This window comes from Stenotrophomonas sp. T8, assembly GCF_051853085.1.
Lineage (GTDB): Bacteria > Pseudomonadota > Gammaproteobacteria > Xanthomonadales > Xanthomonadaceae > Stenotrophomonas > Stenotrophomonas sepilia.
Genome location: NZ_CP195329.1, coordinates 4,079,537 through 4,105,952, shown reverse-complemented (window position 1 = coordinate 4,105,952; position 26,416 = coordinate 4,079,537). Strand labels below are relative to the sequence as shown.

At 68.2% G+C, this 26,416-nt stretch carries 22 protein-coding genes; 9 read left to right on the top strand and 13 right to left on the bottom strand.

Translation table 11 applies throughout. From position 1 onward, the window contains the following. Positions 1-31: 31 nt before the first annotated feature. Both ACSDHM_RS18970 and ACSDHM_RS18965 read right to left on the bottom strand, forming a co-directional pair. Positions 32-802 (bottom strand): rhomboid family intramembrane serine protease, encoded by a 771-nt coding sequence (locus ACSDHM_RS18970; RefSeq protein WP_065179045.1) that lies wholly within the window; start codon positions 800-802, stop codon positions 32-34. Between the two features lie 106 nt (positions 803-908). Then, complete coding sequence (locus ACSDHM_RS18965) at positions 909-1,871, bottom strand: TerC family protein (protein WP_010487446.1); 963 nt, start codon at positions 1,869-1,871, stop codon at positions 909-911. A gap of 302 nt (positions 1,872-2,173) precedes the next feature. On the opposite strand from ACSDHM_RS18965, the gene ACSDHM_RS18960 reads away from it, so the two are divergent. Further along, positions 2,174-3,343 carry a class I SAM-dependent rRNA methyltransferase gene (locus ACSDHM_RS18960; protein WP_072168763.1) on the top strand — a complete coding sequence of 390 codons (1,170 nt, stop codon included), beginning with the start codon at positions 2,174-2,176 and terminating at the stop codon, positions 3,341-3,343. Positions 3,344-3,521: 178 nt separating this feature from the next. Next, on the top strand, positions 3,522-4,763 hold the full coding sequence (locus tag ACSDHM_RS18955; RefSeq protein WP_439426495.1) for a dipeptidase: 1,242 nt from the start codon (positions 3,522-3,524) through the stop codon (positions 4,761-4,763). A gap of 93 nt (positions 4,764-4,856) precedes the next feature. Here the strand turns inward: ACSDHM_RS18955 and ACSDHM_RS18950 are convergent, their stop codons facing one another. The 4 genes from ACSDHM_RS18950 to ACSDHM_RS18935 form a co-directional block, all read right to left on the bottom strand. Continuing rightward, the gene (locus ACSDHM_RS18950; protein WP_439426494.1) at positions 4,857-6,284 is read right to left on the bottom strand and encodes an amino acid permease; all 1,428 of its coding nucleotides are present in this window, start codon (positions 6,282-6,284) and stop codon (positions 4,857-4,859) included. A 205-nt stretch (positions 6,285-6,489) separates the two neighbouring features. Continuing rightward, positions 6,490-6,909 (bottom strand): hypothetical protein, encoded by a 420-nt coding sequence (locus tag ACSDHM_RS18945; protein ID WP_088496511.1) that lies wholly within the window; start codon positions 6,907-6,909, stop codon positions 6,490-6,492. Then, entirely contained in the window at positions 6,906-7,535 is a 630-nt protein-coding gene (gene leuE / locus ACSDHM_RS18940) for a leucine efflux protein LeuE (protein WP_005411716.1), read from the bottom strand. Before leuE ends, ACSDHM_RS18945 begins: the two co-directional genes overlap by 4 nt. Positions 7,536-7,549: 14 nt before the next feature. Then, positions 7,550-8,521 (bottom strand): LysR family transcriptional regulator, encoded by a 972-nt coding sequence (locus ACSDHM_RS18935; protein ID WP_080376955.1) that lies wholly within the window; start codon positions 8,519-8,521, stop codon positions 7,550-7,552. Between the two features lie 91 nt (positions 8,522-8,612). Between ACSDHM_RS18935 and ACSDHM_RS18930 the strand changes: the two genes are divergently transcribed. After that, complete coding sequence (locus ACSDHM_RS18930) at positions 8,613-9,620, top strand: zinc-binding alcohol dehydrogenase family protein (RefSeq protein WP_065186609.1); 1,008 nt, start codon at positions 8,613-8,615, stop codon at positions 9,618-9,620. A gap of 161 nt (positions 9,621-9,781) precedes the next feature. Here ACSDHM_RS18930 and ACSDHM_RS18925 read toward each other — a convergent pair whose 3' ends face one another. Next, positions 9,782-10,387 (bottom strand): glutathione S-transferase family protein, encoded by a 606-nt coding sequence (locus tag ACSDHM_RS18925; RefSeq protein ID WP_072168761.1) that lies wholly within the window; start codon positions 10,385-10,387, stop codon positions 9,782-9,784. A gap of 45 nt (positions 10,388-10,432) precedes the next feature. Between ACSDHM_RS18925 and rmuC the strand changes: the two genes are divergently transcribed. The 3 genes from rmuC to ACSDHM_RS18910 all read left to right on the top strand — a co-directional run bounded on the left by rmuC (position 10,433) and on the right by ACSDHM_RS18910 (position 13,126). After that, complete coding sequence (gene rmuC, locus ACSDHM_RS18920; protein WP_088496512.1) at positions 10,433-11,989, top strand: DNA recombination protein RmuC; 1,557 nt, start codon at positions 10,433-10,435, stop codon at positions 11,987-11,989. Positions 11,990-12,060: 71 nt separating this feature from the next. Further along, positions 12,061-12,456, top strand: coding sequence for a hypothetical protein (locus ACSDHM_RS18915; protein ID WP_088496513.1), 396 nt, complete (start codon positions 12,061-12,063; stop codon positions 12,454-12,456). 124 nt (positions 12,457-12,580) lie between these two features. Beyond that, positions 12,581-13,126 carry a glutathione peroxidase gene (locus tag ACSDHM_RS18910; RefSeq protein WP_252745431.1) on the top strand — a complete coding sequence of 182 codons (546 nt, stop codon included), beginning with the start codon at positions 12,581-12,583 and terminating at the stop codon, positions 13,124-13,126. A gap of 85 nt (positions 13,127-13,211) precedes the next feature. Here ACSDHM_RS18910 and ACSDHM_RS18905 read toward each other — a convergent pair whose 3' ends face one another. Genes ACSDHM_RS18905 through ACSDHM_RS18880 form a run of 6 tightly spaced genes read right to left on the bottom strand, consistent with a single transcriptional unit; the run spans position 13,212 to position 17,296 of the window. Further along, positions 13,212-14,213 (bottom strand): MlaA family lipoprotein, encoded by a 1,002-nt coding sequence (locus ACSDHM_RS18905; protein ID WP_353080540.1) that lies wholly within the window; start codon positions 14,211-14,213, stop codon positions 13,212-13,214. Between the two features lies 1 nt (position 14,214). Next, positions 14,215-14,526, bottom strand: a complete 312-nt coding sequence (locus ACSDHM_RS18900) for an STAS domain-containing protein (RefSeq protein WP_049417176.1) — start codon at positions 14,524-14,526, stop codon at positions 14,215-14,217. After that, positions 14,516-15,178 (bottom strand): MlaC/ttg2D family ABC transporter substrate-binding protein, encoded by a 663-nt coding sequence (locus tag ACSDHM_RS18895; protein WP_334272090.1) that lies wholly within the window; start codon positions 15,176-15,178, stop codon positions 14,516-14,518. The genes ACSDHM_RS18900 and ACSDHM_RS18895 overlap by 11 nt, the downstream gene beginning before the upstream one ends. Continuing rightward, a complete protein-coding gene (mlaD, locus tag ACSDHM_RS18890) occupies positions 15,175-15,699 on the bottom strand; it encodes an outer membrane lipid asymmetry maintenance protein MlaD (protein ID WP_438914986.1) in 525 nt (174 codons plus the stop codon). Before mlaD ends, ACSDHM_RS18895 begins: the two co-directional genes overlap by 4 nt. Positions 15,700-15,758: 59 nt before the next feature. Then, complete coding sequence (locus ACSDHM_RS18885) at positions 15,759-16,508, bottom strand: MlaE family lipid ABC transporter permease subunit (protein WP_005414955.1); 750 nt, start codon at positions 16,506-16,508, stop codon at positions 15,759-15,761. After that, positions 16,508-17,296, bottom strand: a complete 789-nt coding sequence (locus ACSDHM_RS18880; protein ID WP_010487485.1) for an ABC transporter ATP-binding protein — start codon at positions 17,294-17,296, stop codon at positions 16,508-16,510. The genes ACSDHM_RS18885 and ACSDHM_RS18880 overlap by 1 nt, the downstream gene beginning before the upstream one ends. Before the next feature lie 189 nt (positions 17,297-17,485). Between ACSDHM_RS18880 and recC the strand changes: the two genes are divergently transcribed. The 3 genes from recC to recD are packed head-to-tail and all read left to right on the top strand — an operon-like array spanning position 17,486 to position 26,387. Then, complete coding sequence (gene recC, locus ACSDHM_RS18875; RefSeq protein WP_439426493.1) at positions 17,486-20,833, top strand: exodeoxyribonuclease V subunit gamma; 3,348 nt, start codon at positions 17,486-17,488, stop codon at positions 20,831-20,833. Next, the gene (recB, locus tag ACSDHM_RS18870; protein WP_439426492.1) at positions 20,830-24,510 is read left to right on the top strand and encodes an exodeoxyribonuclease V subunit beta; all 3,681 of its coding nucleotides are present in this window, start codon (positions 20,830-20,832) and stop codon (positions 24,508-24,510) included. Before recC ends, recB begins: the two co-directional genes overlap by 4 nt. Then, on the top strand, positions 24,507-26,387 hold the full coding sequence (gene recD, locus ACSDHM_RS18865) for an exodeoxyribonuclease V subunit alpha (protein ID WP_072168755.1): 1,881 nt from the start codon (positions 24,507-24,509) through the stop codon (positions 26,385-26,387). The genes recB and recD overlap by 4 nt, the downstream gene beginning before the upstream one ends. Positions 26,388-26,416 lie beyond the last annotated feature (29 nt).

The window sequence follows — 26,416 nt, the reverse complement described above, 5'->3', positions numbered from 1 at the left end:
TTGCCGGCCAGCGGCCGGTACCACCCTCACCTCAACCGCGCGGTTCGTCCGGGCGGCGGAACGGGATCACCACGTAGTCCTGGCCCTCGCGCGGCTGCCACAGTACCGGCACGCGCTGCGGTGACGGCGGCTCCAGTTCGTCGTCGGACAGCGGCTCAGCCTCGTCTTCTTCGTCTTCCCAGCTGTAGCGCTGGCGCGGCGGCAGTGGGTCGGCGTTGCGGAACAGCAGCGCGGCGATGATGCCGGCGAAGGCGCCGCCCATGTGCGACTGCCAGGACACACCATCGGCGTGCGGCAGGATGGTCATCAGCATGCCGCCGTAGAACAGCATGCCGATCAGACCGGTGGCGATCGCCGCACGGTCGCGGCGCAGCAGGCCGAGGCTGGCCAGCAGGAACATCAGGCCGTGGGTCACGCCACTGGCACCCAGGTGCACGCTGCCCGGATTGCCCAGCATCCATGCGCCGAGGCCCGAACCCAGCCACAGCAGGGGCAGCGCACGTACGGTGGCCTTCGGATACACGCTGCCGGCGAGGGTGCCGAGGATCAGGATCGCGATGCTGTTGGCGGCGATGTGCTCGACCGAGGCATGCAGCATCGGGCCGCCGATCAGGCCGAGCAGGCCCTTGGCTTCCAGCGGTGCGACCGCCCACGGTCGCCAGTCGAACGTGCCCTGCAGGGCGAACACGGCCACCAGCACCAGCACGGCGGCCAGGCTGACATTGAACGCCCGCAGGATGCGCGAGCGATCATTGCGGGGGGCCGGCACGTCGTCGGCGGGCAGGGGCGCGTTGTTGTCCATACCTCAGCAATGGCGGTGACTGGCGCGAAACCAAGGCCACCGTAACGGGAGAGTGGAGGCGGCCGGCGGGACAATCCCACCGGCCGCACCGTTCAACGGGTCAGGCTCAGGCCTGGCCTTCGCCTTCCTTCGGCGGGTACTTCAGGCTCAGCACCACGGTGGCGGCGATGATCACCGCGACCACGCCCAGCGAGACCGGGGTCGGGATCTTGAACAGATCGATGATCATCATCTTGATGCCGATGAAGCCCAGTACCAGCGCCAGGCCGTACGGCAGCAGGTGGAAGCGGTCGGCCATGCCGGCCAGCAGGAAGAACATCGCGCGCAGGCCCAGCACCGCGAACACGTTGGAGGTGAGCACGATGAACGGGTCGGTGGTGATCGCGAAGATTGCCGGGATGCTGTCCACGGCGAAGATCACGTCGGTGACCGCAATCAGGATCAGCACCGCGAACAGCGGGGTGAACCAGCGCACGCCATCACGCTTCACGCTCAGCGCGTTGCCGGCGTAGTCCGGCAGCAGGCGCAGGTGCTTGCGCATCCAGCGCAGGGCCGGATTGGTCTCCAGGTCCGGCTCCTGGCCGGCGGCGAACCACATCTTCCAGCCGGTGAACAGCAGGAAGGCGCCGAACACGTAGAGCAGCCAATGGAACTGGCTGATCAGCACGCTACCGGCGAAGATCATGATCGTACGCAGCACGATCGCACCCAGGATGCCGATGATCAGCACCTTCTGGCGCTGCTCTTCCGGCACCGCGAAGTAGCTCATGATCATCAGGAAGACAAAGATGTTGTCGACCGCCAGCGCCTTCTCGACCAGGTAGCCGGTCAGGAACTCGAGGCCGACCTTGTTGGCCACGACCTGGCCGGCGGTCTCATTCAGGTAGTACCAGAGGCCGGCGTTGAACAGCAGGGCCAGCGCGACCCAGCCGATGGACCACCACAGGGCCTCCTTGAAGGTGACCTTGTGCGGTCCACCATGGCGCATCAACACGAGGTCGACCAGCAGGGCGATGACCACCACCGCTGCGAAGCCGCCCCACAACCACACGTTACCGATCGTCTGCATTGGGAATGTCCGTTGGAAAGATGAATGCCAGGCCGGACGGCGAGGATCTGCAACGGAGGATCGGGAGGGGATCCAGGGACAGAGCTTCGCCAGTACGGCGAAGGTCTCGCTCGCAGTTCCAGTCGGCCGGAACTACCGTTGCACCGGAGCCTGCGGGCTCGAAATGACGGCGACAACGTCTGGGAGCTACTCCCCTTCTGGCGCCGATTCTGCCGTCTGGCCCCGCCGCCGTCAAATGCCGGTTTGCCGGGGTCAGAGCCCCTGCGGGGATCCGACCCCGGCGCCCGGTTTACAATGGGTGGATGAATACCCCCCTTCCGATTGTCCGCCTCAAGAATGCGTGGCGCTCCAGCCACCCGTGGATCTTCCAGAAACTGGTCGAGAAGCCGACCGTCCGGCCCAAGCCCGGTTCCATCGTCGACGTGGTCGGCATCGATGGCGAGTTCATTGGCCGCGGGTTCTACAACGGGCACTCGCGCATTGCCGTGCGCATCCTTGAAACCGACCAGAACGTACCGGTGGATGCCGGCTGGTTCTCGCGCAAGATCGCCCAGGCAGTGTCGCTGCGCCGTGAGGTGCTGAAGCTCGATACGGTGTCCGATGCCTGGCGCGTCGTGCACAGTGAAGGCGACGGCCTGTCCGGCCTGGTGGTGGACCGCTACGGCGACCTCGTGGTGGTCGAGTTCTTCGCCGCCGGCATGTTCCGCCACCGCGAATGGATCTACGATGCGCTGCGCGAGCAGTTCCCCGGCTGCCGCTTCCACAGCTTCGCCGACGAGCACGTGCAGAAGCAGGAAAGCTTCGACTTCCACGGCAACACCACCACCGAAGCGTCGGTGATCACCGAGTACGGCATCAAGTTCCGCGCCGACCCGGCCGGTGCGCACAAGACCGGTTTCTTCGCCGACCAGCGCGAGAACCGCGAGTGGCTGAGCCAGCAGGTGGAAGGCAAGAGCGTGCTCGACCTGTGCTGCAACACCGGCGGTTTTGCCGTGTACGCGGCGGCGCGTGGTGCTTCGGAAGTGATCGGCATCGACATCGACGAGGACGTGATCCAGATCGCCAAGGGCAATTCGCGCCTGAACAACGTGCGTCCGAAGTTCATCCAGTCCGACATCTTCCCGTGGCTGCGCGACGCCGCCAACCGTGGCGAGCAGTACGACGTGGTGATCCTGGACCCGGCGAAGATGACCCGCGACCGCGACCAGGTCATCACCGCGCTGAAGAAGTACCTGGACATGAACAAGCTGGCGCTGGGCGTGGTCAAGCCGGGCGGCCTGTTCGCCACCTTCTCCTGCACCGGCCTGGTGGCCGAGGACCAGTTCCTCGACATGCTGCGCCGTGCGGCCTATTTCTCCGGCCGCACGATCCAGATCCTGAAGGTGGCCGGCGCTGGTCCGGACCATCCGTTCATGGCCCACGTGCAGGAATCGCGTTACCTCAAGGCCGTGTTCTGCCGCGTGGTGGATTGACGGTCGGCTTCTGCGTTCGCCGGGCATGAATCATGTCCACTGCCCGGCGGTCAGCTTTCCGCGCATTGCGATGCGTTCGTGAAAACGGCGCCCCGCTGTTCAGGGGGCGTGGCCCGGCGCTACCCAATGCGCGGCCACGGCGCTATGGTCGGGCTCTTCCCCATGCCGGTGAGAGCCCATGCCTTCGTTGCGCCACCTGTCCGTCGTGCTCGCCCTGGCGCTGTGCGCGCCGCTGTCCGTCCACGCCATCGAGTTCAGCGCGCAGGAGCTGGCCCGCGCCAAGGCGCTGCAGCAGCGCCTGGTCACCCTCGACAGCCACCTGGATACGCCGGCCAACTTTGGTCGCAGCGGTTTCGACATCGAGCAACGCCACGACCGCAACGCCCTTTCGCAGGTCGACTACCCGCGCATGGTCGAAGGCGCGCTGGACGGCGGCTTCTGGGCGATCTACACCGATCAGGGCGACCGCAGCGCCGCCGCGCATCTGGCCGAGCGTGACCATGGGCTGCAGCGATTGATGCAGATCCGCGAGATGCTGGCGGCCAATCCCGAGCGCTTCGCGCTGGCACTGACCGCCGATGACGCAGCGCGGATCAAGGCTGCCGGCAAGCGCGTGGTCTACATCAGCATGGAAAACGCCAGCCCGCTGGTGGCCGACCCCAGCCTGCTGTCGTTCTATCACCGCGCCGGCCTGCGCCTGCTCAGCACCGTGCACTTCGCCAACAACGAGTTCGCCGATTCGGCCACCGATCCCAAGGGCGCGGAATGGAAAGGACTTAGCCCGGCCGGCAAGGAGCTGGTGCGGGAGGCGGTGAAGCTGGGCATCGTGATCGACCAGTCGCACGCCTCGGACGCGGTGTTCGACGACCTGCTGGCAATGATGCCGGTGCCGTTCGTGCTGTCGCACAGCTCGGCCAAGGCGGTCTATGACCATCCGCGCAATCTCGACGATGCGCGCCTGCGCAAACTGGCCAAGGCCGGTGGCGTGATCCAGGTGAACGCCTATGGCGGCTACCTGATCGATACGGCGAAGACACCCGAGCGCAAGCAGGCCGAGGAAGCGCTGAGCAAGCAGCTGGGCGGCTGGGAAGGCATGGGCATCGAGCAGGGTGTTGCGCTGCTGAAGGCCGAGCAGGCGCTGGACCACGAGCACCCGGTGCGCCACGCCAGCCTGGACGACTTCTTCGCCCACTTCGAGCACATCCTCACGGTGGTCGGCCCGGAACATGTGGGCATCGGCCTGGACTGGGATGGTGGTGGCGGACTGAGTGACCTGCCCGATGTCAGCCAGCTGCCGAAGATCACCGCGTGGCTGCTGCGCAAGGGCTATACCGAGAAGCAGATTGCCGGCATCTGGGGCGGCAACCTGCTGCGGGTGATGCGCCAGGCGCAGGATTACGCCGCAAAGCAGGGCGGTTGAAGCGCCCTGCGGTAGTGCCGGCCGCTGGCCGGCATTGCTCGTATCGACAGGATGCGAGGTGCCGGCCAGCGGCCGGCACTACCGGCGAGCCGGTTACTTCGCGATCAGTGCGTGGCGGCGGCTGTACAGGAAGTACAACACCAGGCCGGCCACGTTCCACAGCAGGAAGTACAGCTGAGTGGTGTGCGGCAGGCTGATGAACAGGTAGATGCAGCCCAGTGCAGCCAGCGGGCCGACCACGAAAGCCAGCGGCGTGCGGAAGGTGCGCTCGCGGTTCGGCTCGCGCAGGCGCAGCACCACCAGGCAGACACCCACCGCAGTGAACGCGGCAAGGGTACCGGCGTTGGCCAGTGCGGCGATCTCGTCCAGGCGCGCCACGCCGGCCAGCGCCGACACCACGACCGCAGTGAACAACGTGGTCGCCACCGGCGTGCCGGTATGTGCGTTGACCTTGGACAGGCCACGCGGCAGCAGGCCATCGCGGCTCATCACGAAGAAGATGCGGCTCTGGCCGTACAGGAAGGCCAGCAGCACGGTCGGCAGGGCGATGATCGCGATCACGCCGATCACCATTGCCGCGGTCGGATGGCCCAGCTGGCGCATGATCAGCGCCAGCGGCTCGGCGCTGTGGCCGAACACCGCGTAGCTCATCGCACCGACGGCCGCCAGCGCCACCAGCACGTAGACGATGGTGCAGCCGATCATCGAACCGATGATGCCGATCGACAGGTCGCGGCCCGGGTTCTTGGTCTCCTCGGCGGCGGTGGAGATTGCATCGAAGCCGTAGAAGGCGAAGAAGATGATCGCTGCCGCCGCCATCACGCCGTGCTCGACGCCATCGGGGCCCATCGACTTGGCAAAGCCGTACGGCATGAACGGCTGCAGGTTGGCGCTGTCGAAGGCGGGCAGGGCTACGGCGACGAAGATGGCCAGCGCGATCAGCTTGAACACCACCAGGATGGCATTGAGGGTGGCGCTCTCCTTGGTGCCGGCCATCAGCATGCCGGCCACCAGCCAGGTGATGATGATCGCCGGCAGGTTGATCATTCCGCCTTCCACATGCGGGCCGGCGGCCAGCCAGGCCGGCAGGTGTACGTTCCAGCCGAACTGGGTGTGGACCCATTCGAGGAAGCCGACGAAGTAGCCGGACCAGCCCACCGCCACCGTGCTCACCACCAGCGAGTACTCCAGGATCAGGCTCCAGCCCACCACCCAGGCGAACACCTCGCCCAGCGCACTGTAGCTGTAGGTGTAGGCGCTGCCGGCGGCCGGCATCATCGTCGACAGCTCGGCGTAGGACAGCGCCGCGCAGGCGCAGACCGCACCGGCGATGGCGAAGGAGATCAGCACGGCCGGGCCGGCCAGGTTTGCACCCACGCCGATCAGCGTGTAGATGCCGGTACCGACGATGGCACCGATGCCCAGCGCGATCAGGTGCGGCCAGCTGAGCGTCGGAACCAGGCGCCTGCCGGCTTCGTGGACGGTGACGGAATCTAGGGACTTGCGCCGGAACAGGGACATGCAGGCCTCGGAAGGGGTGACTAAGAACGACAAGTTCCCGAGTGTGACCGAACGCAGCGCAGCATTACCACTGACGGGGGTCATACCCGGGTTGGATGCGTCACTGATGGAGGCTGAACGCCGTCAATGATGACGAAATCAGCACAATCTGAGCAACAAATCGAACTCGTCCTACGATCGTCCAGCTGGCAGGGCAAACCGAGGGTCAGGGTGATCGCGGCCAATGGCAGCCATCCTCCTGCCAAGCTTCGGGGTCGTCGTGGAAGGTTGTGCTGTGGCCGTCGCGGGCGCGTTCGTAACGCAGATCCAGCACCAGCGCGCCCTGAGTGCTCAACAGGTAGCGGCCGTTGAGGCGGCCATCGATGCGCTCTTCCCAGACGCTGTCAAACTGGTACGGGCGATCTTCGGCCAGCACCGTGGTTTCCATCGAGATCCGGCGCAGGGGCAGGCGCTTGCGCTGGCCGGCGTAGCGCACGTCGGACTGTCCGTCCTCCAGCCAGCGCCATTCCAGGTGGATGCTGCCGTTGCGACCGCCGGTCAGGCAACGATGGTCCTGTACGGTGGCGCCAGAGGCGGTGCCGGCGAACAGCAGGGCCAGGCCGAGCAGCGGCAGCCGCCCGTTCATCCGTTCAGCCCCAACCGGATGCCAAACCCCACCAGGAACAGGCCGGCCACGCGGCGCAGCGCGTCGCTGATCCGCGGGTGCTGGATCAACCGGCGACGGGCCAGGTTGCCCACACCGATCAGCATCGAGCAGTAGGCGATGCTGACCACCAGGATGATCCCGGCCAGTGCCGCGAAGGTGGCGATGCCCTGGTGTGCCTTGGGATCGATGAACAACGGCAGGAAGGCCATGTAAAACAGGATCGCCTTCGGGTTGAGCAGGCTGACCAGGATCGCCTGCTGGAAGTAGCGGCCCGGCTGCATGCGGATCGGGCCGGCGTCACCACCCTCGTGTTTCGGTGTGCGCAGCAGGCTGATGCCGACCCACACCAGGTAGGCCGCACCCAGGTACTGCACGGCGTGGAACACCAGCGGGTTGGCCTTGAGCAGCGCGGCCACGCCGGCCAGCGCGAGCCACATCAGGATCTGGTCGCCGACCAGCAGGCCGGCCAGTGCGGTGTAACCGCCGCGCACGCCACCACGGCCGGTGGCGGTCAGCAGGGTGAAGGTACCGGGGCCGGGCAGGGCGAGAAACACCAGCACGGCGACCAGAAACGTCCAAAGGTCCTGGATGCCCATCCACGGCATGGCGGCGTTCTCTCTTACGGGGGGCCGCCATTGTCGGCCAGCGCCGGGACTGGCGACAGGGGGCCGGCAGGACCCTCGGGCATGCCAGACAGCAGAGGTTGCAGGTGCTGGCGCAGCTGCGCGTGCAGCTGCCGCACCGCCGGCGAGAACTGTTTGCGGTGCGGGCAGACCAGCTGCAACGGTATGTGGCTGCCGATGCCGTCGAGCAGCAGCTGCAGGCGCCCTGCGAGCACATCCTCGCGCAGGTCCAGCCAGGATTTGTAGGTGATGCCTTCGCCGGCCACCGCCCAGCGCCGCACCACATCGGCGTCATCGCAGACCAGCGGGCCGCGCACCGGAATCACGCTGCGGCGCCCGTCGACCTCGAACGACCAGCGATCATAGGCGCGGCCACTGAGCTGGTAGACCAGGCAATCATGCTCGCGCAGATCTTCCAGGCGGGTGGGCGTGCCGCGCCGCTGCAGATAGTCGGGTGACGCCGCGAGTACGCGCCGATTGCCTTCCAGCAGGGGCAGGGCGACGTAGTTGGCGTCGTCGAAGTGGCCGATGCGGATGGCCACGTCGACCGGGTCGCGGAACACGTCGGCCACTTCGTCGGACAGGCGCAGGTGCAGGCGCAGCCGGGGGTGCGCGGCGCGAAAGGCGCTCAGCCAGGGCAGCAGCAGATTTCGACCGAAGTCCGACGGCGCCGACAGCTGCAGGGTGCCGTGCAGTTCGGTGTCTTCGCCCTGCACGCGCGCCTGGCCCTCGCGCAGGGTGGCCAGCACCTCCTGCGCATACGGCAGGTACAGCGCCCCCTCGCCGGTCAGGCGCAGGCTGCGCGTGGTGCGCACGAACAGGCGCAGGTCCAGCTCGCGTTCCAGCCGCGCCACCGCCGCAGCAACCTGCCCCGGCAGCAGGTCGGCTTCGCGGGCCGCCTGCGAGAAGCTGCCCAGTGCGGCAGTACGGACGAACAGCTGCAGATCGTCGAAGCGGATCATCTTCATCGCCAGAGTGAAAGTGCTGCCCGATTCTGCGCCTTTCCGAGGGGCCGCGTGCGGCGCAACCTGTCGCCTCCTTCCCCACTGGACCGCTGCCATGCGCGCCATTGCCTACACCCAAGCCGGCCTGCCGATCGATGATGCCCAGGCCCTGATCGATATTGAACTGGAACTGCCGCAGCCCGGCCCGCGTGACCTGCGGGTGGCGGTACGCGCGGTGGCGGTGAACCCGGTCGACACCAAGGTCCGCCGCGGCGTGGCCACCGATGGCCCGCGCGTGCTGGGCTGGGATGCGGTCGGCATTGTTGATGCGGTGGGCAGCGAGGTGACCCTGTTCCAGCCCGGCGACGCGGTCTACTACGCCGGCGTCATCGACCGCCCGGGCAGCAATGCGCAGTACCAGCTGGTGGATGAGCGCAGCGTCGGGCGCAAGCCGGCCAGTCTCGACGATGCCGCCGCCGCAGCGTTGCCACTGACTGCAATCACCGCCTGGGAGCTGCTGTTCGACCGCCTGCGCATCCCGGAGGGTGGTGGCGAAGGCCAGACCCTGCTGGTGATCGGTGCTGCCGGTGGTGTCGGTTCGATCCTGGTGCAGCTGGCACGGAAGCTGACCAGGCTGACCGTGATCGGCACCGCCTCGCGCCCGGATACCCAGGACTGGACGTACGCAATGGGGGCACACCACGTGATCGACCACAGCCTGCCGCTGGCCGAGGGACTGGCGCGGCTCGGCATCAGCGAGGTGCAGCATGTCGCCAGCCTGACCCACTCCGACCAGTACTACGCGCAGATCGTGGAACTGCTGGCACCGCAGGGCCAACTGGGGCTGATCGATGACCCGGGCCAGGTGGACGTGATGGCGCTCAAGCGCAAGGCGCTGTCACTGCATTGGGAGTCGATGTTCACCCGGCCGCTGTACCGCACCGCCGACATGCAGCGCCAGCACGACCTGTTGAACCGTGTGGCCGAGCTGATCGACACGGGCGTGCTGCAGACCACCCTGGGCGAGCACTTCGGGCGCATCGACGCGGCCAACCTGCGGCGCGCCCACGCGCTGCTGGAAAGCCAGCGCGCCAAGGGCAAGATCGTGCTGGAAGGCTGGTAAGGCCCGGTTTTTCCTGTAGAGCCGAGCCCACGCTCGGCTGCCGTCAGCGCACGCCGCTCAGCCGAGCATGGGCTCGGCTCTACAGAGATTCATCCACGAATGGCATGGATCCACCGTGTCGACCCAGGTCGACACCTGCTAACAGCGGCCGGCACTTCCCCTCAGGCCACGCCGTTGTCGACGTGGGTGGCGAAACCGGGCTGCTCGCGCAGCCGTTCGAACCACGCCGAGAGGTGTGGCAGCACGGGCTTGTTGCCGGGCGTGCTGCGCCAGCGCTGGGCCGATAGCCCGAGCACGATGTCGGCCAGGGTGAAGGCGTTGCCCGTCACGTGGCAGTGGCCACCGGCCAATTGTGTGTCGAGTACGCCCATCAAGTGGTTCCACTGCGCCAGGCTGGCCTCGGCGCGGGCATCGTCCGGGTAGTCCGGGTGCCGCCGCACGCGCGCCATGAACACGTGCCGCCAGGCGCTGTTGAGGTCGCTGGCCTGCCAGTCCATCCACTGCTCGACCCGGGCGCGGCCCTGCGCCGTGCCGGGCAGCAGGTCATCACGGCCAGCACGTACGGCCAGGTAGCGGCAGATGCTGTTCGATTCCCACAGCACGAAGCCGCCATCGCGCAGGACCGGCACCTGCCGGTTCGGATTCAACGTGGCCAGCAGGTCCGCCGGTGGTTCTGGCTCGTGTTGGAGTGGCAGGTCGAGGCCGGCGCACAGCCACAGCACCTTGCGCACGTTGATGGAGGTGGGCTTTCCGTACAGAGCGAGCATGGTCCTGACGCAGCAGCTGAGACTCGGCCAGCCTACACTTGCCCCATGCAAACCGAATACCTGCTCATTGCCGGCCTTCTATTGGCCGTGCTCATCCTGCAGCTGGTCGCCCTGCTGCGCCGCCCGCCGCATGACCGCCTGGAACAGGCCGTGCGCGAGGAGGCGCGCGCCGGGCGCAGCGAACTGCGCGAACAGCTCGATGGCTTCGCCCGCGCGTTGACCGATCTGTCCACCCGCACCGATCAGCGCCTGGACCTGCTGCGCGAAGCGCTGGGCGAAGATGCCCGCAAAGCGCGCGCTGAAGTGGCCGATAGCCAGCAGCGCGGCGCAGCATTGATGGGGCAGCGGCTGCAGGAACTGCGCGGTCAGCTGGAGACCTTCGGCCAGCAGCAGGAGGCACGCATCCATGCGTTTGGCCAGCAGCTGCAGGAGCTCACTGCGCGCACCGATACCCAGCTCGGGGCGCTGCGCCAGACCCTGGTGGACGATGCACGCAAGGGCCGCGAGGAGGGCGCGCTGTCGCAGCAGCGCCTGACCGACAGTCTGGGCCTGCGCCTGCAGGAACTGACACAGCGCAACGAGCAGCGCATCGCCGAGATGCGTGCCACGCTGGAGGAACAGCTGCGCGCGCTGCAGAACGACAACGCGCAGAAGCTGGAGCAGATGCGCCACACCGTGGACGAGAAGCTGCAGTCGACGCTGGAAACGCGATTGGGCAATTCCTTCAAGCTCGTCTCCGAGCGCCTGGAACAGGTGCAGCGTGGCCTCGGCGAGATGCAGCAGCTGGCCACCGGCGTGGGCGACCTCAAGCGCGTGCTGACCAACGTCAAGAACCGCGGCAGCTGGGGCGAAGTGCAGCTGGAGAACATCCTCGAGCAGACACTCACCCAGGAACAGTACGCGCGTGCGGTGAGGGTGCGCCCGGATAGTGGCGAGATGGTCGATATCGCCGTGCGCCTGCCGGGCCGCAGCAGCGACGACACGCCGGTGTGGCTGCCGATCGACTCCAAGTTCCCGCGCGAGGACTACGAGCGCCTGCTGGACGCACAGGAACAGGGCGATGCCGAAGGCGTGCGCCTGCAGGGCATCCAGCTGGAGCGCGCGGTGCGCGTGCAGGCCAAGTCGATCTGCGACAAGTACATCGTGCCACCGCACACCACGGACTTCGCGGTGATGTTCCTGCCCACCGAAGGCCTGTATGCCGAGGTGATCCGGCGCCCGGGCCTGGTTGACCTGCTGCAGCGCGAGCACCGTGTGGTGGTGGCCGGACCGACCACGGTCACTGCGTTGCTCAACAGCCTGCAGATGGGCTTTCGCACGCTGGCCATTGAAAAGCGATCCAGCGAAGTGTGGAGCCTGCTGGGTGCGGTCAAGAGCGAGTTCGGCAAGTTCGCCGGCATCCTGGAAAAGGCCGAGAAGCAGATCACTACCGTTGGCCGCAGCATCGGCGAGGCCAGCCGCAAGACCCGCACCATCGAACGCCGCCTGCGTGGCGTGGAGTCGCTGGCGTCCGAACAGGCGCAGTCGCTGCTCGGCGACCTGGCCGAGGGTGATGCGGTGGCCGAGGAGGAAGGCAGTGACGGCGAAGGCGACGAGGCCTGAGCCACGCTGACACGCCGCCTGCATCGCCGATGGGTATGCTGGCGGCCTGTCCGCTTCGACCAGGTACCGCCATGCGCCTGCCCCGCTTCACCAGCCTTGTCCTGACCGCGCTGCTCGCCGCCTGCGGCAGCGCGCCAACGACCGTGGGCACGACCACGCAGGCCGCCTCCAGCACCCCCGAAGCGGTCGAGGCCTACCGCGAAGCACGCGACGTCGACTGCCAGGCCGCCGGTGGCACCCTGCAGCGGCTCGGCCGGCTGCAGCGCGAGCAATGCGTGATTCCCTATGCCGACGCCGGCAAGGCCTGCAGCCGCAAAAGCGACTGCACGGGCCAGTGCCTGGCCGCAGGCGAGGCAGTGGCCGGTGATGCGGCGTCCGGTACCTGCCAGCGTGATGCCAGCCAGAACTTCGGTTGCCGCCAGCGTATCGAGGACGGCAAGGCGCAGGGTACGATCTGCGTGGATTGAGGATGTCCTGTAGAGCCGAGCCCATGCTCGGCTGCCATGCCATCAGCCGAGCATGGTTTCGGCTCTACAACAGCGCGCGCGGCGCTATGCTGGTGGGCCATTCCCGCCGTAGCCGGAGCCCCGCGTGAGCACCCCGATCCAGGACATTCCCCTCACCACCATCGACGGCCAGCCGTCCTCGCTTGCCGACTACCAGGGCAAGGTGCTGCTGCTGGTCAACGTCGCCTCCAAGTGCGGCCTGACCCCGCAGTACGAAGGCCTGCAGGCGCTGTATGCGGAAAAGCATGCGCAGGGCCTGGAAGTGCTGGGCTTCCCCGCCAACAACTTCCTTGGCCAGGAGCCGGGCAGCGAGGCGGAGATCCAGCAGTTCTGCCAGCTCACCTACGACGTCAGTTTCCCGATGTTCTCCAAGATCAGCGTGGCTGGCGAGGACACCCACCTGCTGTACCAGCAGCTGACCGCCGCGCAGCCGCAGTCGATCGGCGAAGGCCCGCTGCGCGAGCGCCTGGCCAGCAAGGAGATCCCGATCCATCCGGCACCGGCGGTGCTGTGGAACTTCGAGAAGTTCCTGGTCGGCCGTGATGGCAAGGTGATTGCACGCTTTGCCCCGGACGTGGCGGCCGATGACGTGCGCCTGCGCGACGCCATCGAGGCCGCGCTGGTGGCCTGAGCAAAGCGTGCCAATCCGGGTTGGCACCTGCCGGAAAAGAAAAACCCCGCCGAGGCGGGGTTTTTTCATGCACGGGTTGCAGCGATCAGTTGCTCCAGTTCGGCATCGGCATCGCATCCACGGGGATCGGCGAATTGGCATCGTCATGGCCGCGGTCGCGCTTGCTGCGCAGGTCGTTCTCGATCTGGTAGTTGCGGCGCTGCATCCACGCATCGCGCACCAGCGAGTACTCGTCCACGGCGGTGTCGCGCAGATCATCGATCGCCAGCAGCTGTGCGCGGGTGTCGACCAGCTGCAGGCCCTGCAGGCCGATGCGGACCTTGTCTTCCTCGATGCGGCGGATCGGCGACAACGGGATGTCACCGGCCAGGCCGAACACATCGCGCACGGTACGCGGGCCGAAGAACGGCAGTTCCACGTAGCGCGAACGACGCCAGCCCCAGGCACCCAGGGTCTGGCCGAAATCTTCATTGCGACGCGGCACCATCGCCTTGCTGGCCGGATCGAACAGGCCACCGATGCCCAGCGTGCTGTTCATCAGGAAGCGGCCGAGGCTGTCCCACGCATCGGCACCGCGGCCCTGCAGCAGCTGGTTGGTGATGGTCACCGGTGCGCGCAGATTGCTGAAGAAGTTGCTGACGCCGGTACGCGCGAAGCGTGGCACCACGTGGGTGTAGGCCGTGGCCAGCGGGCGGGCGATGCCACGGTCGACCGCGTTGTTGAACTTGTGCACCTTGCGGTTGAACGGTTCCCACGGGTCATAGGCGGCCGCACTGCCGGTGTCGCCGGTACCACCGTACAGGGCGTCGAAATCATCATCACCGCCCGGTGCAGTGGCTGCGGCGGTCTTGGCCGCATCGGCATCGGCACTGGTTGCGGGCGGGGTCGGCGCCGCAGCGGTGGCGATCGGCGGGTTGTCCACCGGGGCCACCTCGGTCACGCCGGTGTCGGCGGGCGTCGCTTCGGCGGGAGCGCCGGCCGGGACCACGGTGCTGGCGACCGGTGCGTCGCTGCGCGCGGGCTTGCCGGCACAGGCGGTCAGGGCGGTGGCCAGGAGGATCAGGGGGAAAGTGCGTACGACGTTCATGTCAGCTCGCAGCAGAAGTAGCGTTGAAGTCCAGGTCGGGCGACAGCCGGTAGGCCGCGCTCAGCTCGTTGAAGCCGGCCGGCGCGCCGGAAATGGCCAGCGCATGGCCCGCCTTGCGTGCCCGGGAGGCCAGTTCGGCCAGCAGGGCCAGGCCGGCGCTGTCCACGCGCTCGACCTCGCCCAGCTCCAGCCGCGCCAGCTTGGCTGGCAGGGCCTGCAGTTGCGGCCACAGTGCAATCACCGCGGCACGGTCGAGCACCCCGCGCAGGCGCAGGGTGTCGCCTTCCAGCAGCGCCAGTGCGTTACTTGCCATTGCCCGCCGGCCCGGCCTGCATGCTGCCGCTGTGCAGTTCGCTGGCCACCTGCTTGATGCCCTTCTGGCGCAAGGGCGTATCGAACTGGTTGCGGAAGGTCTGCACGTAGGAAATGCCTTCGATGTTGACGTCGAAGATCTTCCACTGGCCGTTCACGTTGCGCATCCAGTACTCGACCGGGGTCGGTTCGCTGCCGGCGCGCACCAGTTCGGTGGTCACTCGCACGCCGCGGTTGCCCGGCAGCGGGCTCTCACCCTTCAGACGGAAGCTCGGCTTGCCCTGGATGTTGAGCAGGGTCGAACCGTAGCGCTGCATCAGGCTGTCGGCCATGGCATCGGCGAACAGCTTGATGTCGGCATCCGAGGCGCCGCGGGCGTGCGTGCCCAGCACCAGGCGTGCCGCATAGTCGCGGTCGAAGGTGCGGTTCAGTTCGCTGTCGATGTAGCTGCGCAGGCTGGCCGGATTGCTGCTGAACTCGCTCCGGCGCTGCTGCAGGGTGGTGAGGATGCGCGTGCTGGCATCGATCACCACCTTGCCGGCCTGGCCCTGCGCTGCGGCAGCGGCGGGGGCGACCGCCTGGGCCTGGGCAAGGAACGGGGTGGCCATCAGCAGCGCCGAGGCGAGCAGGGCGGGAATCAGTTTCATTTTCATGGTTGCGGTTCCGTTGCAGGCGCCTGCGCGCCTTCGTTGGGCTTCTGAGCAGCGCCGCCACCGGCGCCGCCACTGAACATGTACTTGCCGACCAGCTGGATCAGGTCCACCGCCGGCTGGGTGAAGACGATCTCGTCACCGGCCTTCAGCATGTCCGGGTCACCGCCCGGCTGCAGACCGATATAGCTCTCGCCGAGCAAACCACTGGTGAAGATGCCCGCCGAGGTGTCCGCCGGCAGGTCCTTGACCTTGCTGTCCATGCGCAGGGTCACGATGGATTCGAACTTCACCGGATCCAGGTCGATCGAGGCGACCTGGCCGACGGTGACGCCGCTGATCTTCACCGGCGCCTGCTTGCGCAGCTGGCCGACCTGGGAGAAGCGCGCCTTCAGCTCGTAGCCCTGGCTGCCCCAGCTCCAGCGCTGGTTGGTCGAGGCCACGGCCAGCACCATCAGCGAGGCCAGGGCCAGCAGCAGGAATGCGCCGACGGAGAATTCGAGTCTGGGACCGCGGATGGCCATGTGGATTACCTGATCGAGTCGTGGTGGCCGCGCGCGCCTGCGCACCGCCGGTGGAGGGGTTAGGTGAACAACATTGCCGACAGCACGAAGTTGAACATCAGCACCAGCAGCGAGGCATTGACCACCGCACGGGTGGTCGCCACCGAGGTGCCCTCGATGGTCGGCTCGGCGTGGAAACCAACATAGGCGGCGACCAGCGCTGCGGTGCCGCCGAAGATCGCCGACTTCAGCATCGCCACGCCGAAGTCATCCCAGAAATCGACGCTGTTGCGCAGTGCCGACCAGAACACGCCATTGTCCAGGCCCAGCACATGCACCGCTTCGAAGTAGCTGGCGCTGATCGCCAGCGAGCAGAAGATGCCGGTCAGCAGTGGCACGGTCAGCACCGCCGCCCAGAAGCGCGGCGCGACGGCTTTGGCCACCGGGTCGATCGCCATCAGCTCCAGTGCCTTGATCTGGTCGGTGGCGCGCATCAGGCCCAGTTCGGCGGCGATCGAGCTGCCGGCGCGGCCGATGAACAGCAGCGCGGTCAGCACCGGCGCCAGTTCGCGGTACAGCGACAGGCCGAGCAGGGTCGACAGCGCGTCGGCCGCTCCGAAGGTGGTCAGCGTGCGGTAGCCTTGCAGGGTCAGCACCAGGCCGACGAAGGCACCACCGACGGCGATGATCGGCAGCGAGCGCGCGCCGATCTTGTAGATCTCGCGGGTCAGCTCGGCCAGGAAATCACGGGTCGGCAGCGAACCACGCAGCACGGTCAGCGAGAACAGGCCGGCGCGACCCAGCGAGCGGGTGGCTTGGACGAACGGCATCAGGCGACCCTCGCGCGCGGCGCGGCATCGAACGGAATGGGGCCATCGGGCTGGCCGTGCAGGAACTGCCGCAGCAACGGGTCCTGGCTGGACTGCAGCGCCTCCGGCGTGCCCTGGAACACGATGCCGCCATTGGCGATGGCGATCACCTGGTCGCAGATCGGCAGGGTCTCGTGCACGTGGTGGCTGACAATGATGCTGGTCAGGCCCAGGCTGTGGTTGAGGCGCTGGATCAGGCTCATGATCACGCCGGAGGCGATCGGGTCCAGCCCGGTCAGTGGCTCGTCGTAGATCATCAGCGGCGGGTCCAGCGCCAGCGCACGGGCCAGCGCGACGCGGCGCGCCATGCCACCGGACAGTTCGCGCGGCCAGGCATCGGCAGCGGCCAGCAGGCCCACGGCATGCAGCTTCATTTGCACAAGCCGGCGCAGCACGGCGGTCGGCAGGCGGGTATGCGTGCGCAGCGGCAGCGCGACGTTTTCGGCGACGGTCAGATCGGTCAGCAGGCCGTTGCCCTGCAGCAGAACACCCACGCTCTTGCGCATTTCCAGCAGCGCGCCGCTGTCATGCGGGATCGGCTTGCCGAACAGGGTGACCTCGCCGGCGACCGGACGCAGTTCGCCGGTCAGTGCCGCCAGCAGGGTCGACTTGCCACTGCCGGACGGGCCCAGCACGGCCGTGATGCTGCCCTTGGGCACCTGCAGCGACACGTCGCGCAGGATCGTGCGCCCGCTCCGGTCGATGCGGACGTTGGATAACTGCACCAGACTGGAGGTGGAAGCCGACATGGGCACCATTAACGCTTTTTAGACATCGAAGGATCGGGCCCGTCGGCTGAACATAAGCAGACTGGACGGTCCAGTATTGTGGCACGGCAAGACCCTTGCCAGGCCGGGACAATCGGCTGGCAGCGCGGAACAATCCGTACCGGCGATGGGCGGGCCATTGAATACTGCCTGCCGTGCTGCACACTGTGCATGATGAGTGACCCGGGCAGCGATTTCCGCCTCTACCATTCCAACTCCCTGGACGTGCTGGCTGCGCTGCTGGCGCGCAACGTGCGTGTGCCGGTTCCGGGCCAGCCGTTGCTCGCGCCGGAGGTGGTGCTGATCCCGCAGGTGGCGATGCGGCGTTGGCTGCAAGCGACACTCGCTGCCGAATATGGCGTGGCCGCCAACCTCGAGTTCCTGACCCCGGGCGAGTTCGTTGCCCGTGCACTCAATGCCAATGTGCCGGGCGAACGCGACGACCTGGACGCGGCGGGCCTGCACTGGAAGCTGTACCAGGCACTGCGCGACCCGGCGCTGCTGGCGCAGCCACCGATGCGCGCGCTGCAGTCCTATCTTGCCGGCGGCGACGCCCTGAAGCCGTGGGCACTGGCCGGTGAACTGGCGTCGGTGTTCGAGAAGTACCAGGCCTGGCGCCGCGACTGGTTGCTGCGCTGGGAGGCCGGCGCCGACCCGGCCGACCCGCAGGCGATCCTCTGGCGCACCATCGCCCATGGCCGCGACTACCGCGCGCGCCGCATCCAGGCGTACCTGGATCGCTTCGAGGGCGCCGGCCAGCCGCTGCCACAGGGCCTGCCACCGCGCATGTCCGCGTTCGCGACGCTCAACATCTCGCCCGACGTGCTGCGGGTGATGGCCACCCAGGCGCGGGTGGGCGAGCTGCACTTCTATATGCCCACTCCGGTGCAGTCGTACTGGGGTGACCTGCAGACGCTGGCCGAGCGCCTGCGCAGCGGCGCACCCGATCCCTTCGGTGAAGCGGCTGGTGAGAACCGCCTGCTGGAAGCCTGGGGTGCGGCCGGCCGCGACTTCATGGCGGTGCTGGGCAGCTACGAGGTGGTGCACCCGGCCGGCGAGATTGCCGCGTATTCGGATCCGGAGGAAGACACCCGGCCGACCCTTGACGAAGGCGGCCTGTCCGACAGCCTGCTGCATCGCCTGCAGCGCGATCTGTTCCACCGTCGCGCACTGCCCTCGGGCGTGCTGCGCGATGGGCTGCGCAGCGACGACCCCAGCCTGCACGTGCATGCCTGCCACACCCGGCTGCGCGAGCTGCAGGTGCTGCACGACCAGCTGAGAAGCCTGTTGCAGGACCCTCGCTTCGACCCGCCGCTGCAGGCGCGCGAGATCGCGGTGCTGGCGCCGGACATCGATCCCTATGTGCCGTACCTGGAGGCGGTGTTCGGCGGCCGCGGCGGCGAGGAGGAGCACATTCCCTACGCGCTGGCCGACAGCAGCCCACTGGCAGGAGAGCCGCTGGCCGATGTGTTCGTGCACCTGCTGGGCCTGCCGGTCTCGCGTTTCGGCCTGAACGAGGTGCTGGACCTGCTCGCCAGCGCGCCGCTGGCCGAAGCGGCCGGGCTGGAAGCAGTGGACTTCGATCGCCTGCATGGCTGGCTGCAGCAGGCCGGCGCACGCTGGGGCCTGGATGCGAAGCACCGCAACCAGCACCAGGCGCCGGCCGACGACGCCTACACCTGGCAGTTCGCACTGGACCGCCTGGTGCTCGGTCACGCCACCGGCAGCGAGGCGGACCTGGCCGGCGTGGCGCCGTGGATCGAGCTGGAAGGCGGCGCGCTGGAAGCACTGGACCGGCTGCTGCGGCTGCTGCGCGTGCTGGCGGTCTACCAGCGTCGCCTCGGCGAACTGCTGACCCCGGCGCAGTGGCGGCAACGGCTGCTGTCGCTGCTGGACGCGCTGCTGCCGACCGCGCCCAGCTCTCCCAACAGCCAGCGTGCCCTCGAGCGCCTGCGCAAGCTGCTGAATCAGTTCGCCGACGATGCCGCCAAGGCCGGGTTCGAAGACGGCGTGCCGCCTGAGGTGGTGCGTTCGCACTTCGCCGGTGTACTGGGTGAGGCCGATACGCGCGCGCCGCTGCTGACCGGTGGCATCAGTTTCGGCCGCATGGTGCCGATGCGCCTGCTGCCGTTCCGGGTGATCTGCGTGCTCGGTCTCAATGATGGCGATTTCCCGCGTCGTGACCCGGCCGCGGGCCTCAACCAGCTCACCGCCGAGCTGGACACGCCACGCCGCCGCCCGGGCGATCGCTCCACCCGCGAAGACGACCGCTTCCTGTTCCTGCAGCTGTTCGCCGCCGCGCAGGAGGTGTTCTACCTCAGCTACCTCGGCGCCGATCCACGCGATGGCAGCGTACGTGAGCCGTCGGTGCTGGTCAGTGAACTGATCGATGCCGCCGCCGCGTATCACCTCGATCCGCCTGCGGCGGTCCGCGACTTTACCGTGCGCCATGCACTGCAGCCGTTCTCACCGGCGGCGTTCGGAGATGGCGATCCACGCCGCTTCAGCTATCGGCGGCAATGGCATCCCGCTGCCGGCCGCCTCACCGGCCAGCGTGGGGGCCTGCAGCCGTGGTTCGATGCCCCGCTGCCGCCGCCGCTCGACGATGCGGTGGAAGACGAGCTCGCGCTCGACACCCTGCGCCGCTTCCTGTGCGACCCGGCCGGGCAGTTCCTCGCACAGTCGATGGGCCTGCGCCTGGCCGACGATGCCGGGGAAGTTGATGACCTGGAACCGCTGGTGCTGTCATCGCGCGGCCCGGAAAAGCGCAGCGTGCAGGCGGCGGTGGTGCGCGCCACGCTCAGTGGCGATACCGAACCGTTGTACCCGCGGCTGCGCGCGCGTGGCCTGCTGCCGTCCGGTCCATTGGGCCAGCGCCAGTTCGAGGTGGAGCAGTTGAAGACCCGTCCGTATGCCAGTGCGTTGCTGGGCTGGATGCAGGGCGAGCCGCTGGAAAGCCGTCGCTACGAAGTGGACATCGATGGCGTGCGCCTGCACGGCCGCGTGGCCGATCGGCATCCCGAAGGCCTGGTGCGGCTGCGCGCCGGCACGCTCAATGGCAATGCAGTGATCCGCCAGGGCCTGGACTGGCTGCTGGCCAACGCCGCCGGCGACGCACTGCCCCTTGTGCAGTTCCACGATGGCGGCGACGCCGGTCCCGGCCCGCATGTACTGCCGGCACTGAGCGCGCCTGCTGCACGCGCGGCGCTGCGCGCGCTGCTGCAGTTGCGCCAGCGCGGCCTGCGTGAGCCGCTGCGCTTTGCCCCGTATACCGGCTGGGTGCTGTACAACGCGCCGGCAGAAAAACAGCGCAGCGAGGGTTGGAAGCAGTGGCACGGCAGCGACCGCAGCTGGGGTGAATCCAGCAGCGACGCCTGGCAGCTGCTGCTGCGGGGTGCCGACCCGTTCGCCTCCGATGCCAGTTATGCCGAGCTGCTGCGCAACAGCCAGGTGGTCTTCAGCGCGGTGCGCGAAGGCCGCACCCTCGGCGCCGAAACGCGCCAGGAGGGCAGCGCATGAGCCCCGCCTTCATCGATGAGCGAGCCCAGTGCATGACGGTCGATCCCTATCTGGCCCTGCCGCTGGATGGCATCCGCCTGATCGAAGCCAGCGCCGGTACCGGCAAGACCTTCACCCTGGCTACGCTGTTTACCCGCCTGGTGGTAGAGCAGGGCCTGCGCATCGGACAGATCCTGGCGGTGACCTTCACCGATGCGGCTACCCAGGAACTGCGCAAGCGCATCCGCGAGCGCCTGGCGCTGGCGGCGCGACTGGTCGATCTGGAACCGGTCGAAGGCGAAGCACCGGACGTGCGGCTGACCCGCGAGGTGCTGCAGCGCCATCTGCAGGGAGGTACCGAGCGCGCCGCTGCACTGAAGCGCCGCCTGCAGGTCGCCGCCGATGAGATCGACCTTGCGTCCGTCTTCACCATCCATGGCTTCTGCACCCGCGTGCTGCGCGAGCATGCGCTGGAGAGCGGCCACACCTTTGATCCGCCGGAGCTGCTGGCCAGCGACCGTGAGTTGCTGGAAGCGCTCGCGGCAGACCTGTGGCGGGTATATGCCAATGACCCGGCCACGCTGGAACCGCTGACCTGGCTGTGGTCCACCCCGGACGCACTGGTCGCCGATCTGCGCGCGTTGCTGGCCGCGCCGCCGCTGCACCCGTTGCCACAGGCGGTGGCGCTGCCCGATCCGCAGGCCGCCCTGCAGAGTGTTGCCGAAGAGCTGTCCGCAAGCGTGCGCGAGCATGGCGAGCAGTTCTTCATCGACCTCTGCGATGCGGTCGACAACAAATGGATCAACGGCGTGTCGTACAAGCTGGGCTGGCTGCACCCGCTGGGCCGGCAACTGCTGGGCTGGGCCGAACGCGCCGACCCGCGCGAGCTGCTGACCAGCGAGCGCCTGCCGGCACTGCTGCCGGAGGCGCTGGCAGCCAAGACCAACAAGAAATTCGCCGAGCGCACGCCATCGTCGCCATTGCAGGCGCCGTTGGCCCGCTATGTCGCGCTTCTGGCCGAACGCGATGCCTGGCTCCGTGCCACCGCGTTGAACTTCCTGCACGTGCTTCGCGCTGAAGCCAGACAGCGCCTGCAGGCGCTGAAGCGCACCCGCCGGGTGCAGACCTACGACGATCTGATCGATGGCGTGGCACTGGCCCTGGAAGGCCCGCAGCGGCTGGCATTGGTCAAGCAGCTGCGCGCGCAGTACCGCATCGCGTTGGTCGATGAGTTCCAGGATACCGACGACCGTCAGTGGGGCATTTTCCACACCGTGTTCGGCGATTCACCGGAAGTGCGCGAGCTCGGCCTGGCACCGGCGCTGTTCCTGATCGGCGATCCCAAGCAGGCGATCTACGGTTTCCGCGGCGGTGATATCCACACTTACCTGAAGGCCAAGCGGGCGGCGCAACAGGCGCCGGTGCTTGACCAGAACTTCCGCTCGCGACCGGCCGTGCTGCGCGCGCTGCAGGCGCTGTACGACAACGGTGGCGAAGACGCCTTCCACGAGCGTGGCATCCAGTTCGAGCCGGTGCGGCCCGGTGGCGTGCGCAGCGATGCGGACTACCAGCGCGACGGCCATGCCGCCCCGGCACTCACTCTGCGCGTGCTGCGCAGTGGCGGTGACAAGGCGATGAGTGCCGATGCCTCGCGCGAAGCAGCCGCCCAGGCCTGTGTGGCGGCGATCCACCAGATCCTGGTCGCGGCGCGCGCCGGCAATGCGGTGCTGCGTGGGCGCCCGGTACAGCCGGGTGACATCGCGGTGCTGGTGCGTTCGCATCGCGAGGCCACACTGGTGCAGCGCGCGCTGGCCGTGGTCGGCATTCCTGCCGTGGCAGCGGGCAAGCAGAGCCTGTTCGCCACCAGCGAAGCGCGTGATCTGCGTGCACTGCTGCTGGCGCTGCTGCAGCCGGCTGACGAGGGCCGCCTGCGCGCGGCGCTGGCGACGGTGCTGCTCGGCCAGCGCGCCAGTGCGATCGCGGCGATGGAGCACGAGGGCGACCTGCAACGCGGGTTCCAGGCGCAGCTTCTGCATTGGCGCGAGCGCTGGCAGCGCGGCGGCCCGTTCGCGGTGATCGCCGACGTCTGCGCCGCGCAGGGCGAACGCCTGCTGGCGCTGATCGATGGCGAGCGCCGCCTGACCAACTACCTGCAGCTGGGCGAACTGCTGCAGGAAGCCTCGGCGCAGGCGCTGGGCATGCACGGCCTGCTGGACTGGCTGCAGGGCCAGATGGCCAGCGCCGACCAGGATGACGAGCAGCAGCTGCTGCGCCTGGAATCGGATGCGCGCCGCGTGCAGATCATCACCCTGCACAAGAGCAAGGGCCTGGAGTACCCGCTGGTGTTCCTGCCCTTCGTGGGCATCGACGGCGGTGCGCCCAACACCGCCTCGCACTGCACGGTGCATGTGGGCGGCCAGCGCCAGCTGCACTGGAAGCTGGGCAAGGACGAGGCCTGGGAAGCGGCCACTGCGCAGCGCGAGCGCGAGCAGCGTGCCGAGGATGCGCGCCTGCTGTATGTCGGCCTGACCCGCGCCGAGCACGCGCTGTGGATCGCCGTGGGTGATCTGGCCGGGCTCGGCAGGACGCGGCTGGCACCGCTGCTGGGTGACCTGCAGGCGCTGCGCGCGCATGCCGATGTGCGCATCGATGACAGTGAGGTACCGGCTGCGCTGCCGCAGCTGGCGGCCGAAGTGGAAGGGGATCTTCCGGCGGTGCGTGCACTGACCCGGCGCGTTCCGCACGACTGGTGGGTGTACAGCTTCACCCAGCTGGCCAACGCCGATGCCGGCGCGGGCAGTGACATCGAAGCCGCTGCCACCGCGCTGCCGGCGCCGGCAGCCGACGAACCCACCGGCCCGGAGCTGCCGCTGGAACCGGCACTGCCGGAAGCCGCCGCGGAGGCCGAGGACAGCGCGCCGCTCGACCCGCGTTTCATGGGCAGCCGCTTCGGCAACGTGCTGCACGAGGCAATGGAAAACGTCGACTTCGCCGCATGGGCTGACTGGCAACCAGGCCGGGAAGCTCCCGAGGGCCAGGTCGAGGTGCTGCGCAAGGCGCTGCACGATGAGGGCTATGCCGACGTCGATCTGGACGATGGCGTAGCGGTGCTGGTGCCGCTGGTGGGCCACACGCTGACCGTACCGCTGCCCGAAGGCGGTGCGCTGTACAGCCTCGGTGAAGGCGAGCGCCGCGCCGAAATCGACTTCCATTTCGCCATCGAGGCGACCACGGTGCCGGCGCTGCTGCAGGTGCTGCATGCGCACGGTGTTTCCAGTGGCCGCCGCGGTTTCGGCCAGCGCCGCCGCCTGGAGGGGCTGATGACCGGCATGATCGACCTGACCTACGTGCGTGATGGCCGGTGGTACGTGCTCGACTACAAGTCCAACCGCCTGCCCGGCTACAGCCCGGACCTGCTGGCCATTGCCATGCGCCACAGCGAATACGATCTGCAGGCGCTGATCTACACCGTGGCCCTGCATCGCTGGCTGCGCTTCCGCCTGGGCGCCGCCTACGACTACGAGCGCGACATGGGCGGCATCCGTTACCTGTTCTGCCGCGGCCTGGATGGCAACGGCAATGGCGTGCACGTGGATCGTTTCCCGTTCGCGCTGGTGGATGCACTCGACGCGCTGTTCGCCGGCGGCGAGCAGGCCCAGGCCCAGCTCGCCGCGCGTGCCCGAGGAGCCAGCGCATGAGCCTGCTGAAGGAACTGCACCAGAAGGGCCTGCTGCGCACCCTCGACCACGCATTGGCGACCAGCCTGCAGCGGTTGCGCGACGACACGCCCGACAATGTGGCACTGGCGGCGGCGCTGGCTTCGCTGGCGGTGTCGCAGGGCCACGCCGCGTTCGATCCGGCACAACCGCAGCGGTTGCTGGAAGGCGTGCCCGAGTGGCCCGCCGCGCAGGCCTGGCTGGCGCAGCTGCGCGCATCGCCCTGGGTGGCCACACCGGAGCAGGCTGACGCCATCGCCGGGGATGCCCCCTTGGTGCTGGAGAACGGGCTGCTGTACCTGCGCCGCTACCGCGAGTACGAGCGCCAGTTGGCCACCGGTCTGCAGCGCATCGGCCGGCATCCGCTGCCGGCGCCGGACATGGCAGCGTTGGCGCCGTTGTTCGCGCAGCTGTTCCCGCACGCATCGTGCGGCGAAGATCACCAGGCACGCGCAGCCGGCGTGACGCTGCGCCATCCGCTGGCGCTGGTCACCGGCGGCCCCGGCACAGGCAAGACCACCACCATCGCACGCCTGTTGCTGCTGCTGGCCGCGCAGGCCCGGCACGCCGGCCAGCCGCTGCCCGAGGTGGCGCTGGCCGCGCCCACCGGTCGCGCCGCCGAGCGGATGGCCGAGAGCCTGCGCATGGCCGTGCAACGCCTGCAGGAACAGGGACTGGATCCGACACTGTGCGCGGCACTGCCCAGCAGCGGCACCACCCTGCATCGACTGCTCGGCGTGATTCCCGACTCACCACGCTTCCGCCACCACGCCGACAATCCGCTGGCGGTGGACGTGGTGGTGGTCGACGAAGCGTCGATGATCGATCTGCCGATGATGGCCAAGCTGGTCGATGCAATTGCCAGCGGCACCCGCCTGATCCTGCTCGGCGATCCCGATCAGTTGCCGTCGGTCGAAGCCGGTGATGTGCTCAGCGCGATCCTGCGCGCCAGCGGCGATGGCATCGGCACCCGCGCCGACGATGCGCTGGCGCTGCATGGCCTGCTGGCACCGGCCACCTTGCAGCCGCAGGCCGCACCACGCGCCTTCGCCGGCCGTCGCGTACAGCTGCAACGCGGCTACCGGCAGAGTGATGCGCTGGACCTGGCACCGCTGGCGCATGCCGTGCGTGAAGGCGACAGCGGCACCGCGCTGCAGCTGCTGCGCAGTGGTGAACTGGCCGGCGTGCACTTCCACGAAGGCGAAGCCGATCCATTGCGCGGTCAGCGCGAGCACCTGCTGGGCCACTGGCGTGCACTGGCCGAGGCCGCGGATCCGGTACGTGCCCTGCAGCAGGCCGGTCGCCTGCGCGTGCTGACCGCGCTGCGCGAAGGCCCGCAAGGTGCGCGTGGGCTCAACAGCCGCATCGAACAGCTGCTGGCTGGCAACACCCCGGGCTACTTCCAGGGCCGCTTGCTGCTGGTCACCGAGAACAGCTACCGGCACCGCCTGTTCAATGGTGATATCGGCATCTGCCTGCGCGATGGCAGCGGCGCGATGGTGGCCTGGTTCCCCGGCGACAGCGTCGACCACCCGCGCGCCTTCCACCCGGCTGCGTTGCCCGCGCACGAAAGCGCCTTTGCGATGACCGTGCACAAGGCACAGGGCTCGGAGTTCGATGAAGTGTGGTTGCAGCTGCCACGCCAGGACAGCCGCGTGCTGTCACGCGAACTGGTCTACACCGGCCTGACCCGCGCCCGCCAGGTACTGCATGTGGCCGGCAGCGCCGACGTGCTGCAGGCCGCACTGAAACGGCACGCCAGCCGCTTGGGCGGCCTGGCCTGGCGGTTGGGTGCCGAAGATGTGGCCGAACAACCAGCGCGCATCGAACAGCCCACGGTGCAGGGCACGTTGTTCTGACGCGGGCGTGATGCGCTGCCTGTAGAGCC

Bases quoted from the DNA above. Each gene is read 5' to 3' on its own strand.
- ACSDHM_RS18970 (WP_065179045.1), bottom strand. From the start codon at position 802: ATGGACAACAACGCGCCCCTGCCCGCCGACGACGTGCCGGCCCCCCGC.
- ACSDHM_RS18965 (WP_010487446.1), bottom strand. From the start codon at position 1,871: ATGCAGACGATCGGTAACGTGTGGTTGTGGGGCGGCTTCGCAGCGGTG.
- ACSDHM_RS18960 (WP_072168763.1), top strand. From the start codon at position 2,174: ATGAATACCCCCCTTCCGATTGTCCGCCTCAAGAATGCGTGGCGCTCC.
- ACSDHM_RS18955 (WP_439426495.1), top strand. From the start codon at position 3,522: ATGCCTTCGTTGCGCCACCTGTCCGTCGTGCTCGCCCTGGCGCTGTGC.
- ACSDHM_RS18950 (WP_439426494.1), bottom strand. From the start codon at position 6,284: ATGTCCCTGTTCCGGCGCAAGTCCCTAGATTCCGTCACCGTCCACGAA.
- ACSDHM_RS18945 (WP_088496511.1), bottom strand. From the start codon at position 6,909: ATGAACGGGCGGCTGCCGCTGCTCGGCCTGGCCCTGCTGTTCGCCGGC.
- leuE (WP_005411716.1), bottom strand. From the start codon at position 7,535: ATGCCGTGGATGGGCATCCAGGACCTTTGGACGTTTCTGGTCGCCGTG.
- ACSDHM_RS18935 (WP_080376955.1), bottom strand. From the start codon at position 8,521: ATGAAGATGATCCGCTTCGACGATCTGCAGCTGTTCGTCCGTACTGCC.
- ACSDHM_RS18930 (WP_065186609.1), top strand. From the start codon at position 8,613: ATGCGCGCCATTGCCTACACCCAAGCCGGCCTGCCGATCGATGATGCC.
- ACSDHM_RS18925 (WP_072168761.1), bottom strand. From the start codon at position 10,387: ATGCTCGCTCTGTACGGAAAGCCCACCTCCATCAACGTGCGCAAGGTG.
- rmuC (WP_088496512.1), top strand. From the start codon at position 10,433: ATGCAAACCGAATACCTGCTCATTGCCGGCCTTCTATTGGCCGTGCTC.
- ACSDHM_RS18915 (WP_088496513.1), top strand. From the start codon at position 12,061: ATGCGCCTGCCCCGCTTCACCAGCCTTGTCCTGACCGCGCTGCTCGCC.
- ACSDHM_RS18905 (WP_353080540.1), bottom strand. From the start codon at position 14,213: ATGAACGTCGTACGCACTTTCCCCCTGATCCTCCTGGCCACCGCCCTG.
- ACSDHM_RS18900 (WP_049417176.1), bottom strand. From the start codon at position 14,526: ATGGCAAGTAACGCACTGGCGCTGCTGGAAGGCGACACCCTGCGCCTG.
- ACSDHM_RS18895 (WP_334272090.1), bottom strand. From the start codon at position 15,178: ATGAAAATGAAACTGATTCCCGCCCTGCTCGCCTCGGCGCTGCTGATG.
- mlaD (WP_438914986.1), bottom strand. From the start codon at position 15,699: ATGGCCATCCGCGGTCCCAGACTCGAATTCTCCGTCGGCGCATTCCTG.
- ACSDHM_RS18885 (WP_005414955.1), bottom strand. From the start codon at position 16,508: ATGCCGTTCGTCCAAGCCACCCGCTCGCTGGGTCGCGCCGGCCTGTTC.
- ACSDHM_RS18880 (WP_010487485.1), bottom strand. From the start codon at position 17,296: ATGTCGGCTTCCACCTCCAGTCTGGTGCAGTTATCCAACGTCCGCATC.
- recC (WP_439426493.1), top strand. From the start codon at position 17,486: ATGATGAGTGACCCGGGCAGCGATTTCCGCCTCTACCATTCCAACTCC.
- recB (WP_439426492.1), top strand. From the start codon at position 20,830: ATGAGCCCCGCCTTCATCGATGAGCGAGCCCAGTGCATGACGGTCGAT.
- recD (WP_072168755.1), top strand. From the start codon at position 24,507: ATGAGCCTGCTGAAGGAACTGCACCAGAAGGGCCTGCTGCGCACCCTC.